Origin of the sequence: Hydrogenophaga sp. (genome assembly GCF_035481345.1) — a bacterium.
GTDB lineage: Bacteria > Pseudomonadota > Gammaproteobacteria > Burkholderiales > Burkholderiaceae_C > Hydrogenophaga.
Window position 1 is genome coordinate 1 of the sequence record NZ_DATIGV010000013.1, and the last position, 12,119, is coordinate 12,119.

The following is a 12,119-nucleotide window of genomic DNA, read 5'->3' on the forward strand; positions in this document are numbered from 1 at the left end:
CGCTTCCTGCTTCGCCTCGCGCGCGCCGCCCAGCGACGCCGCCACGCGGCGCGCGCCCTGCGGGCCCAGCGCCATGCCGGCCAGCGTGGCCAGGGCGCGGCCCGGGCCCACTTCCAGCAGGTGCAGCGTGGCGTCGGCCGCCAGCGTGCGCACGCCGGCCTCGAACAGCACCGCGCGGCGCAGGTGCTCGGCGTAGTACGCGGGGGAGGTGGCCTGCTCGGGCGTGATCCACAGGCCCGTGAGGTTGGAGACGTAGGGCAAGGTGGGCGCGTTCAGCCTGAGGCCGCTCACCAGCGCGGTGAAGGGCTCCAGCACGCCGTCCATCATCGACGAGTGAAAGGCGTGTGAGGTGTGCAGCGCCTGCGCCTCGGTGCCTTGCGCGGCCAGCGCGGCCAGGCCGGCGTCCAGCGCCTCGCGCGGGCCGGCGATGGCGCACAGCCCCGGCGCGTTCACCGCCGCGATCTCCAGCGCGGGCGCGTTCGCCGTGAGCCAGGCGCGCAGCGGGCCCTCGGCCATGTGCACCGCGGCCATGCCACCGGGCGCCATGCCCTGCATCAGGCGCCCGCGTGCGGCCACCAGCGTGAGCGCGTCGGCCAGCGACAGCACGCCCGCCAGGTGCGCGGCCACGTACTCACCGATGCTGTGGCCCAGCATGGCCGCCGGGCGCACGCCCCAGCTCTGCCACAGCAGGGCCAGCGCGTACTCGGTGACGAACAGCGCGGGCTGCGCGTAGCGGGTTTCGTTGATGGACTTGTCGCCCGCGGGGGCGAACAGCAACTCGCGCAGGTCGCGGCCCAGGGGCTCGCGCAGTAACTCGGCGCAGCGGTCCACCGCGTCGCGGTAGACGGCGTGTTGCGCGTACAGGCCCGCACCCATGCCGGCGAACTGGCTGCCCTGTCCGCTGAACAGAAAGGCCACGGGGCGTTCGCCGCCTTCGTGGCGCGCGCTGAACACGGGCGCGCGTTGCGGCGCGTCCAGCGCGGCGATGAGCTCGGCCGCCGAGGACGCGGCCACCACGCGGCGCTGCGCGAAGGCGCGGCGGCCGGTCTGCAAGGTCCAGGCGATGTCGCGCAGGCTGGCCTCGGGGTGTGCCTGCAGGTGCTGCCTGAGCCGGTCCGTGGCGGCGTCCAGCGCGGCCTCGCTGCGCGCGGACAGCACGATCAACTGCGGGCCGACTTCCACTGGATCGCGGGAGGGCTCCGGCGCCTCTTCCAGCACCACGTGCGCGTTGGTGCCGCCGATGCCGAAGGAGCTGACGCCCGCGCGGCGCGGCGTGGCGCCGGCCGGCCAGGGCGCGGCCTGCGCACTGGCGGTGAAGGGCGAGTCCTCGAGGTTCAGTTGCGGGTTGGGCCGCTGGAAGTTCACCAGCGGCGGCAGCTCGCGGTTTTTCAGCACCAGCACGGCCTTGATGAGCCCGGCCACGCCGGCGGCGGCGTCCAGGTGACCCAGGTTGGCTTTCAGCGAGCCGAGCCGGCAGAAGCCGCGCTCGTCGGTGCCGCCCTCGAACACCTGGCGCAGCGCCATGATCTCGATCGGGTCGCCCAGCGGCGTGGCCGTGCCGTGCGCCTCGATGTAGCCGATGCTGCGCGGCTCCACGCCCGCCAGGATCTGCGCGGTGGCGATGGCCTCGACCTGGCCGTCCACGCTGGGCGCGGTGTAGCCGGCCTTGCCCGCGCCGTCGTTGTTGATGGCCGCGCCACGGATGACGGCGTGGATGGTGTCGCCGTCGGCCAGCGCATCGCTCAAACGCTTGAGCACCACGATGCCCGCGCCCGCGCCGGGGCGCGTGCCCTTGGCGTCGGCGTCGAAGGGCCGGCAGCGGCCGTCGGGCGAGAGGATCATGCCCTCCTGGTAGAGGTAGCCGCCGCGCTGCGGGAAGCTGAGCGACACGCCACCGGCCAGCGCCATGTCGCATTCGTGCCGCTCCAGCGCGCGGCAGGCCGCCTGCACCGCCACCAGCGAGGTGGAGCACGCGGTCTGCAGCGTCATGCTGGGGCCGCGCAGGTCCAGCTTGTAGGACACGCGCGTGCAGAGGAAGTCCTTGTCGTTGCCCAGCATGAGCTGGTAGCCGCCCACGGAGGCCGTCAGTGCCTCATGGCGCAGGACCTGCGAGAGCAGGTAGGTATTCATCCCGGACCCGGCGTACACGCCCACCGGCGCCTCGATGGCGCCCGGTGCGTAGCCCGCGTGCTCCAGCGCCTCCCAGGCGCACTCCAGAAAGATGCGCTGCTGCGGGTCGATCACCTGCGCCTCGCGCGGCGACAGACCGAAGAAGGCCGCGTCGAAGTGCTCCGATTCCTGCAGCACGGTGCCGCGCTTGACGTACTGCGGCTGTGCGCTCAGCGCCGGGTCCACCCCGGCCTCGCGCAGGTCCTCGTCGCTGAAGTCCTCCAACGACTCCACGCCCTCGCGGATGTTGCGCCAGAAGGCGTCGAGGTCGCTCGCGCCCGGGAAACGCCCCGCCAGGCCGACGATGGCGATGGCGTGCGCGGGGTACTGGTCCTTGTGGTCCGTGTGGTCCATCCGTCAACCCTGAATCTCAACCTTGAATTTGCTTGGCGGCGCGGGCGCGCGCCCGCTCCAGTGCCGAGTTCGTGCCCACCGGCGCGCCCAGGCGGTCCGCCTGCGCCGCCACCGTGGTGCGCTGGAACAGCTCGACCAGCGGGATCTCCTGCCCGAATTCGCGCTTGATCGCGGCCTGCAGGCGCACCAGCAGCAGCGAGTGCCCGCCGATGTCGAAGAAGTTGGCGTGCAGGCCCACGCGGTCGAGCTTGAGGATGCCGCGCCACAGCGCGGCCACCTGCCGCTGCACGGGCGACATCAGCGCCTCGGCCACTTCGTCGGCCTCGCTCGGCGCGCTTGCCTCGGGCACGGGCAGGGCCTTGCGGTCCACCTTGCCGTTGGGCGTGAGGGGAAAGGCCTCCAGCACCACGAACTGGTTGGGCACCATGTACTCGGGCAGTTGCGCGCGCAGCGTGGCGCGCATGGCCTCGGCCTCGGGCGTGGCGCCGGGGGTGGGCACCACGTAGGCCACCAGGCGCTGGTCGCCGGGCGTGTCCTCGCGCACGTGCACCACGTTGCTCTTGATGCCGGGGTGGCGCGAGAGCACGGTCTCGATCTCGCCGAGCTCGATGCGAAAACCCCGCACCTTCACCTGGTGGTCGCGCCGGCCCACGAACTCCAGGCGGCCATCGGCCAGGAAGCGCACCACGTCGCCCGTGCGGTACACGCGCGTGGGGCCCACGCCGGGCAGGTCCAGCGTCACGAACTTCTCGGCGGTGAGTTCGTCGCGGTTGCGGTAACCACGCGCCAGGCCGTCGCCACCGATGCACAGCTCGCCGCCCACGCCGATGGGCGCCGGCAGACCGGAAGGCTCCAACACGTACACCTGCGTGTTCGCGATGGGGCGGCCGATGGAGATGCCGCGCGCGGTGTCGGTGATGCGCTGCACCGTGGACCAGATCGTGGTCTCGGTGGGGCCGTACATGTTCCAGAGCTCGCCGCCGGTGGCGATGAGCTTGTCGGCCAGCTCGCGCGGCAGGCCTTCGCCGCCGCACAGCATCTTCATGCCGGGCCGCCCGCGCCAGCCGCTGTCGAGCAGCAGGCGCCAGGTGGCGGGCGTGGCCTGCAGCAGGGTGGCCTCGTGGCGCTCCAGCAGTTGCGCCAGGCGCAGGCCGTCGAGCGCGGTGGCGCGCGAGGCCAGCACCACGGTGCCGCCCACCGTCAGCGGGCCGTGGATCTCCAGGCCCGCGATGTCGAAGGACAGGGTGGTCACGGCCACGAAGCGGTCCTGCGCGGTGATGCCCGGCTCGCGCTGCATGGAGAGCAGGAAGTTCACCACCGCGCGGTGCTCCAGCATCACGCCCTTGGGCCGGCCGGTGGAGCCGGAGGTGTAGATCACATAGGCCAGGTCGGTGGGGCCCGCGCTGGCCGGCAGGTTCAGCGGCGACTGGGCCACCAGCTCGGCCTCGCTGGCGTCCAGGCGCACGCCGTGCACGCCATCGGGCAGGCCATCGGCCAGCGCGGACTGCGTGACCACGATGGCCAGCGCCGCGTCTTCCATCATGTAGTCGATGCGGTCCTTGGGGAAGGCCGGGTCCAGCGGCACGTAGGCCGCGCCGGCTTTCAGGATGCCCAGGATGGCGACCACCATGTCCAGGCCGCGCTCCATCCACACGCCCACCAGCGAGCCCGCGCCCGCGCCAAGCGCGCGCAGGTGGTGGGCCAATCGGTTGGCGCGCGCGTTCAGCTCGGCGTAGCTCAGCGACTGCTCGTCAAAACGCACGGCCACGGCCTGCGGCGTGCGCGCCACCTGCGCCTCGAACAGGCCGTGCACGGTCTGCTCGCGCGGGTAGTCCACGGCGGTGGCGTTCCAGTCGATCAGCAACTGGCGCTGTTGTGGCTCGCTCAACATCGGCAGCGCACTTAGGGGGCTGTCTGGGGTGGCGATGGCGCTGCGCAGCAACTGCTCGTAGTGGCCCGCCATGCGTTCGATGGTGCTGGCGTCAAAGAGATCGGTGTTGTACTCAAAAACAATCCTGAGGCCCTGCTCTGCGTCATAAACGTCTACAGCCAGATCGAAGCGCGCAGGAGCCGCGGTCAGTTCGATGCTTTCGCACTGCAGTCCCTCAAGCATCAAATCGGTGATCGCCAGGTGCTGCATGACGAACAACACCTGGAACAGCGGTGTTCTGTCAAGCTCGCGGCTTGTGCCAAGCACGTCCACCAGGACATCGAACGGCATTGCACGGTGGGTAAATGCCTTGAGAGCGCGTTCCCTCACCCGCTTCATGTGCGCCCTGAAGCTCGGATCCCCCGAAAGGTCGCCCCTGATCACCACGTTGTTGGCAAAGAAGCCCACCACCTGCTCCACCTCAGAGCGGTTGCGATTGGCCATTGCCGTGCCAATGGCCAGATCCGTTTGGCCGCTGTAGCGGTGCATGAGCACCTGAAACGCCGACATCAGGTACATGAAAAGCGTGATCCCCTCCTGCCGAGCAAACGACTTGAAGAGGCCGGAGTCTTCCGGTGAGTACCGCACGATATGGCGTGCGCCAGCGTGGGTGCGGACTGGCGCACGAGGGCGATCCGTTGGCAACTGCAACAAAGGCGGCAGCCCTGCCAACTCCTTCTTCCAGAACTCGACGTGCGAAGCCAGGGCACCCTGAGCCAAAGCCTGCTGCTCCCAGACGACGTAGTCGACAAACTGCACAGCATGCAGCGGAAGTTCTACCGACTCGTCGCGCACGCTGGCCCTGTAAAGGTTCTGTAGCTCGGACATCAGGGCGCCCACGGAAACACCATCCGCGACGATGTGATCGATAACCACCATGAACACGTTTGACTGCTCGTCCTCATTGAGCAACCCTGCGCGCATAAGCGGTGCCGTCGACAAATCGAAGGGCCGCGACACAAACTCGTCGATGGCTCGTTGCGAGGCCGCTTCACGGCTTTCGCCCGGCAGCATCGACAGATGAACCTGCTCCAGCTCCAGTAGGAAGTTGCCTTCAATCGCACACCGGGGTTCGTCCTGAACCGTCAGAAAACGCGTGCGCAGACTCTCGTGGCGGGCCAATAGCAGTTGAAGCGCCTGTTGCAGGGCTTGCGCGTCCAATGCGCCCCGCAAGCGGACCACCACAGGAATGTTGTAAGCAGAACTTCGTGGGTCCACCTGGCGCAGAAACCACAAGCGCTGCTGAGTGTGGGCGATCGGCATCTCCGGCCCACGCGCCACGGGCATCAGCGGCCCACGGCCGCGCCGGCCCGTGGGTCGATTCGCCAAGTGAGCGACCAGCGCCTCCTTGCGCTGAGCAATTTCTTCTCGAAGCTCCTCCGTGAGAACCCCTTTGGGCGCATTGACAGTGAGTTTGTCCCCGTTGAGCCCGAGCTGGATGTCCAGCTGCGACAGGCGCCGGATCAATTCGCCCAGGCCGGCCACGCCCGCCGTGTCCTCTCCCCGTGACAAGGCCGTCAACTCCTCTGCCCTCTGAGACACCTGCAGGTAGAGGTGTGGCGAAAGGGCCCTTGCCGGCGCATGCAGACTCAGATGACCTTCGTTCGCCTCCACGACGACGCCTTGATCGGCAAGGGACTGCATCCAGACCCGCAATTCAATTGACATCGCTCATGTCTCCCTGCAAAAGTTTTCACAATGGCACGTCGCGGTCGTCGCCGGTGGCCTCCAGAAAGTCCACGGACAAGGACGATGCGGCCTTCATGCCACCGCCGCCGCCTTCGCCAGCAGCGGCGCCAGGCTGGCCGAGACGTCGGCCAGCAGCGCGTCGCGCTGGGCGTTGAGGTAGAAGTGGTCGCCCGGCAGCACGCGCAGGTGGAAGGGGCCGCTGGACTCGCCGCGCCAGCCCTCCAGGTGCTCGCGCGGGGTCAAGGGATCGTGCGAACCGCCGAAGACCGACAGCGGGCAGGCCAGCGGCGTGCGCCCGGCCGGCGGCGTATGTGTCTCCAGTGCGTGGATGTCGGCGCGCAGCGAGGGCAGCAGCATGGCCATCAGTTCCTCGTGCTCGGCCACCTCGGGCGGGATGCCGCCGTAGCGGCGCTGGATCTCGGCCACGAAATCGGCGTCGGACAGCACGTGCAGCAGCGGGTCGGGGTTGGGCCAGTGCGGCGGGCGCCGGCCCGAGACGAACAGGTGCCAGGGCATGGGCGCACCTTCATGGCTCAGGGCGCGCGCCACCTCGTTGGCCAGCACGGCGCCCATGCTATGGCCGAACAGGGCGTAGGGCAGGTCCAGGTGCGGGCGCAGGGCATCCACCACGCCGTCGACGATGTGGTCCAGCCGGGTGATGACCGGGTCCTTCAGGCGGTTGGCGCGCGCGGGCAACTGGATGGCCACGAGCTCCACCGCGTCGGGCAGCGCGTTGCACCAGGGCCGGTACACGCCCGCGCTGCCGCCCGCGTGCGCGAAGCAGAACAGGCGCAGGCGCGCGCCCGGGCGGGGAACGAAACGCTGCAGCCAGGGGCTGTTCATGGCGCACCCCGGCGGCTGGATTCCTGACGTTCGATGGCCGGTGCGACCCTGCATTGCATGATGGCTTCCTCTGGCGTGCCCACGCGGGCGCGCCTGCCCCCGGATGTAACGTGAACGTATCGGTTTTCGAGGCCTCATGTTACCGAATGTTTCACCCCAAAACCGCTCCGCCGGAGCCGTTTCCAGTGCCATTCATCACGTTCCATCCCATACCTGTCTCAGGTTCAGAGGGCACACGTGACAAGAATGAGGAAATGCTCAAATCCCCTCCCTGATCGATACCCGTATCTGCATGTGGCACGGCGCGGGAAACGGATTAGACGGGGAGTTGCGCCGGATAGGTAGTAAATATTCACGCCAGCGGCTGTAACGAACATGCGGATGGATCAACAAACGCCCTTTTCAGCCCCGGGCATCGAGCTCTGGCTGGTGGACCTGCAGGCCCCGGCGCGCGAGCGCGAAGCCCCGGCGCCCGGCGACTGGCTGGACGAGGCCGAGCGCTCGCGCGCCGCGCGCTTCCATTTCGAGCGGGACGCCCACCGCTACCGGGCCAGCCACACCGCCTTGCGCCACCTGCTGGCGCAGCGCACCGGCGTGGCGCCCGCCGCCCTGCGCTTCGCGGCGGGCCGCCACGACAAGCCGCAGCTGGACCTGCCGGGCGCACCGGCCTTCAACATGAGCCACAGCGGCCGCTGGGCGCTGATCGGCATCGGCGGGCAGGCGCCGATCGGCGTGGACATCGAGGCGCCGCGCGAGATGGACGACCTGATGGCCCTGGCCGAGCGCAACTTCACCGCGAGCGAATGCGCAGAGCTGCTCGCCCTGCCTGAGGCCGGGCGCCTGCGCGCCTTCCTGCGCTGCTGGACGCGCAAGGAGGCCTGCCTGAAGGCCGTGGGCAGTGGTCTGTCGATCGAGCCCGGCCTGTTCGAGGCCGGCACCACGCCCGAGCGGCGCACCACCACCCTGCCCGTTTCGGGTCAGGCCTGCGAGGTGACGGTGGTCAGCGTGGACGTCGATTGCGAGGCGCTGGCGGCCGTGGCCTGGGTAGAGCCGGGCTCACGGCATCTGGCGTTCTAGCGGAGGCGCTGCTGGCCCGCCCGCTCACGATGCCTCAAGCCGCCGAGGCCGGCACCGGCGCCGGTGTGCGCGGCAACTGCGTCAGCACCAGCAGCGTCACCACCGAGGTCACCGCCATCACGCCCAGCAGGGCCGTGAACCCCGCCGCCTTCACCACCGGGCCGATCGCCCACACCGCCACCGAACTCGCGCCCAGCGACACCGCCAGCCGCATGCCGGCCACGCGCGAGCGCATGCCGTCGTCGACGAAGCGCACGATCATCGCGTCGGTGAAGGGAATAGCGCCGAAGATGGCCGACATGAACAGCAGCTGCATGAAGAGGAAGGCCCAGCCGTCCAGTGTGGTGGCCAGCGCCAGCAGCAGCGCCTGCAGGCTGATCACGCCGATGTACAGCCGCTTGAGCGAGTGCCGGTCGATCAGGTAGCCCACCACCAGTTGCGTGACCGAGGCCGCCGCGTAGACCAGGGCCAGCAGGGTGCCGATGCGCGCCGGGTCTTGCGAGACCTCGCGCAGGCGGTCGGTCAGCAACTCGAAGTTGGCGTTGGTGGACAGGTTGAACAGCAGGCCGCCGCTGGTGGCCGCCATGGTCATGATGAGGAAGAGGCGCGCCAGCGGCATGCCCGAGGGCGGGTGCCCGCTGGCGTTCTTCTTCGCGGGCGCCGCGCTTTCGCGCGTGCCGTACAGCGCGAAGGCGACCCCGCAAGCCAGGCAGATCAGCCCCGGCACCACGAAGGCCATGCGCCAGCCCGTGTACTTGACGAGAAAGCCCGTGAGCACCGCGGCGAAGGCCACGCCGAGGTTGCCCACGAGGCCGTTGACGCCGATCGTCCAGCCCGGGCGCGGCGCGCCCTGCACCAGCATGGGAATGCCGACCGGGTGGTAGATGGACGAGAAGGCGCCGAGCAGCGCCAGCGCCAGCGCCATCTGCATCGGCGTGTTCGTGGCCGCCACCAGCAGCGAGGCCGCGCCCATGCCGAAGAAGAACACCAGCATCATGGGACGGCGCCCCCAGTGGTCGCCCAGCTTGCCCGCGGGCAAGGAGCCGACGCCGAAAAAGAAGAAGGCCGCCACGCCATAGGGCATGAGGTCCTCCCAGCGCGCGAGGCCGAAGTCGCGGGCGATGCTGGTCACCGCCGTGGCGAAGATCAGCAGCATCATGTGGTCCATGGCATGGCCGACGTTGAGCAGGGTCTGGGTGGTGCGGTTGTGCATGGGAGCGATCATCGGCGGTTAAGCTGTGCGCGCAAAATTCAAGACCGCCAGAAATGCGTCCAAAACCGCCAAGCCTTGCCAGCGTGCGCCAGCGCGGTCCCAGCGCCGGCGCGCTGGCCGCGAACCGGGTGCCGCGCCCCGTCGCGGCGCTGGCGCGCTCCGACCCGCCCGGCACGCAGATCGCCCCGCACCTGCACGCGCGCGACCAGCTCATCTACGCCATCCGCGGCGTGATGACGATCCGCGCCAACGGCTTCATCTGGACCATTCCCCCCAGCCACGGCATGTGGATGCCCGCGCACGCGGTGCACCAGATCCACATGGACACCGAGGTGGAGATGCGCACGCTGTACTTCCAGCCCGGCACGGTCACGGGCCAGGGGCGCGGCTGCCAGGTGCTGGCGATCACGCCGCTGCTGCGCGAGCTGATCCTGCGCGCGATGACGGTCCCGCCCCGCTACGCGCTGGACAGCGCCGACGCGCGCCTGATGGACCTGATCGTGGACGAGGTGGGCCGGCTGGAGCCACGCCCGCTGTCGTTGAAGCTGCCGGCGGACAAGCGCCTGGCGCGGCTGTGCCAGTGGCTGATCGAGGACCCGGGCCATGCCGGCTCCATCGCCGAGCTGGGGCATCGGGTGGGCTTGTCGGAACGCAGCGTGATCCGCCTGTTCCCGCAGGAGACGGGGCTGAGCCTGCACCGCTGGCGCCAGCAGGCGCGGCTGATGCGGGCCTTCGCGCTGAGCGATCAGGGCATGAACATCGGGCAACTGGCGGACGAACTCGGTTACGCGAGCGCGTCGGCCTTCGGAAAGATGTTCGCCAAACAATTCGGGCAGGCACCGCGGCGGGTGCTGCTGCCCTGAAGGGCCGGCTCGGGGCCGGATGGGCGGGCGTCCGGGAAGGGGCCTCAGGCCGCCCGGGGAGGACCGCCGATTGCCGGGGGAACTCCTCCTGATGGTTAGGGCTCGCTCAGGCCATCAAGCCCATCGGCGTCCATGGGCAACGGAGGAACCCTGACATGGCCAACAACGAGCGAGCCCCTGCCCACCGCACAACGCCCTTTCCGATGGCCGCTCCGATGGCCGCTCGTGTGGCCGCGCTGGCGGCCTGCCTGGCGCTCGCCGCCTGCGGCGGTGGCGGCAGCGGCGGCTCGGGACCACCCACCGCGGGCGACGGACCGCCCGCACCGGACGGATCGATTGCCCAGGACGCCCCGGCTGGCGTCGTCTACCTCAAGCGCAGCGCCAGCTCGCAGGACTGGAGCTTCGGCCGCGCGCTGGCCTTCTCGCCGGATGGCAGCGCCCTGGCGGTGAGCCAGTCGTCGGCCCTGGAGCTGTTCACTCACCGCTCGGGCACGTGGTCGTGGGCGCAAACGCTGCCCTTCGAATGGCTGGACGCCCCAGTGCCGGCCTTCGCCGCCGACGCCAGCTTGCTGGTGGGTCTGCCCGGCGCCGACGCCGACGCCGCCCTGCCCGACGCTGGCCTGGTGCAGCGATTCGTGCCGACGGGCCAGGGGTGGGCCCTGACCGAGACCTGGCGCCCGCCGGCGCCGACGGCACAGGGCCGTTTCGGTGCCGCGGTCAGCGTCTCGGCCGATGGCTCGGTGGCGGTGGTGGGGGAAGCCGGCGCGTTCACGCCTGGGCGCTTTCACGTCTACCGGCGAAGCGGCGGTACCTGGTCCCTGCAGCAGAGCGTGGCACCGGTGTCTCCGCAGACGGGCAGCCTGTTTGCAGGACAGGCACAGGTCTCCGCCGACGGGAGCACCATCGTGGTGGGCGCGCAGCACGAGCGCAGTGGCGACACCGGCGACCCCGGCGACACCAGCCGGCCGAACGCGGGTGCGGCGTTCGTCTATGGCTTCGACCCGGAAGCCGGCGCCTGGCGACTGCAGGCCTACCTGAAGGCGCCCACACCCGTCGCTGATGCCTGGTTCGGCAGCGCCGTCGCGATCTCCGGCAACGGTTCCACCGTGGTCATCGGTGAGCGGTTCCGGGGGGTGGAGGGCTGGCCCGGCGCGGGACGGGCCTACGTGTTCCGCCGAGGCGCGAGCGGCTACGCGCTCGCGCAGGCCATCACCTCACCCCAGGCCCGGGACAGGCGCTACTTCGGCGGCCACGCGCTGGCGCTCACGCCCGATGGCACGACCCTGGCGATCGGCGAGATCGGCGACACCAGCACCGGCGTGGGCCCTGGGGCCGACCCGACGCAGGCGAGCCGCAGCTGGGCCGGTGCCGCGCACGTCTACCGCCTGGAAGGTGGCCGATTCGTGCACGCGCAGTACCTGAAAGCCAGCAACACGGGCCAGGGCGACCTGTTCGGCTGGTCCCTCGCGCTCACGAACGACGCCGGCACCCTGGCCGTCGGCGCGCCGGCGGAGGGCAGCGACAGCACCGGCATCGGCGGCGACCAGGCGGACAACAGCGTGTTGCACCGGGGTGCGGTCTACCTGTATTGAGGCGTTGAAGCGCGAATGCCAGCGCCATGTCCCTGACCCAGGCGTTCGCGCAGGAAATCCACCACGGCGCGCACGCGCCGCGGCACGAACGCCCGTGAGGCGTACAACAGCCACACCGAGGTCGGCAACTCGCCAGCGTTCACCTCGTACTGCGGAAACAGGTCAACCAGCCGGCCTTGCGCCACGTCGTCCCCGGCCAGCAGGTCGGCCAGCAGCACAGGACCGAGCCCGTCCAGTGCCGCGCGGCGCAGTGCCGATGCCGTGGTGACGCTGAGCCACCCCTTGACCGGAACCACCTGCGTGCCGCCTTGCTTGCCGCGGAAGGTCCAGGTGCTGCGGTGGGCGCCCTGGGCAAAGCGCAGGCAGTCACACGCCGTCAGGTCGGCCGG

General features: G+C 70.1%; 8 protein-coding genes. 3 read left to right on the forward strand and 5 right to left on the reverse strand.

Annotated elements, in window-relative coordinates; translation table 11 throughout:
- From VLG41_RS00845 to VLG41_RS00855, 3 genes are all read right to left on the reverse strand, one after another.
- Positions 1–2,523: type I polyketide synthase (locus VLG41_RS00845; RefSeq protein WP_325347505.1), on the reverse strand; the 2,523-nt coding region annotated here is incomplete at its 3' end.
- Between the two features lie 16 nt (positions 2,524–2,539).
- Positions 2,540–6,121 (reverse strand): amino acid adenylation domain-containing protein, encoded by a 3,582-nt coding sequence (locus VLG41_RS00850; RefSeq protein WP_325347506.1) that lies wholly within the window; start codon positions 6,119–6,121, stop codon positions 2,540–2,542.
- A gap of 93 nt (positions 6,122–6,214) precedes the next feature.
- Positions 6,215–6,985, reverse strand: a complete 771-nt coding sequence (locus tag VLG41_RS00855; RefSeq protein ID WP_325347507.1) for a thioesterase II family protein — start codon at positions 6,983–6,985, stop codon at positions 6,215–6,217.
- Between the two features lie 381 nt (positions 6,986–7,366).
- Between VLG41_RS00855 and VLG41_RS00860 the strand changes: the two genes are divergently transcribed.
- Positions 7,367–8,062 carry a 4'-phosphopantetheinyl transferase family protein gene (locus VLG41_RS00860; RefSeq protein ID WP_325347508.1) on the forward strand — a complete coding sequence of 232 codons (696 nt, stop codon included), beginning with the start codon at positions 7,367–7,369 and terminating at the stop codon, positions 8,060–8,062.
- Positions 8,063–8,096: 34 nt separating this feature from the next.
- On the opposite strand, the gene VLG41_RS00865 is transcribed toward VLG41_RS00860, so the two are convergent.
- On the reverse strand, positions 8,097–9,275 hold the full coding sequence (locus tag VLG41_RS00865; RefSeq protein ID WP_325347509.1) for an MFS transporter: 1,179 nt from the start codon (positions 9,273–9,275) through the stop codon (positions 8,097–8,099).
- Positions 9,276–9,358: 83 nt separating this feature from the next.
- On the opposite strand from VLG41_RS00865, the gene VLG41_RS00870 reads away from it, so the two are divergent.
- Complete coding sequence (locus VLG41_RS00870) at positions 9,359–10,138, forward strand: helix-turn-helix transcriptional regulator (protein WP_325347510.1); 780 nt, start codon at positions 9,359–9,361, stop codon at positions 10,136–10,138.
- Positions 10,139–10,293: 155 nt separating this feature from the next.
- Positions 10,294–11,730 (forward strand): FG-GAP repeat protein, encoded by a 1,437-nt coding sequence (locus VLG41_RS00875; protein ID WP_325347511.1) that lies wholly within the window; start codon positions 10,294–10,296, stop codon positions 11,728–11,730.
- Here VLG41_RS00875 and VLG41_RS00880 read toward each other — a convergent pair.
- A partial coding sequence (locus VLG41_RS00880) for a LysR substrate-binding domain-containing protein (RefSeq protein WP_325347512.1) occupies positions 11,718–12,119 on the reverse strand: 402 nt, incomplete at its 5' end. The genes VLG41_RS00875 and VLG41_RS00880 overlap by 13 nt on opposite strands.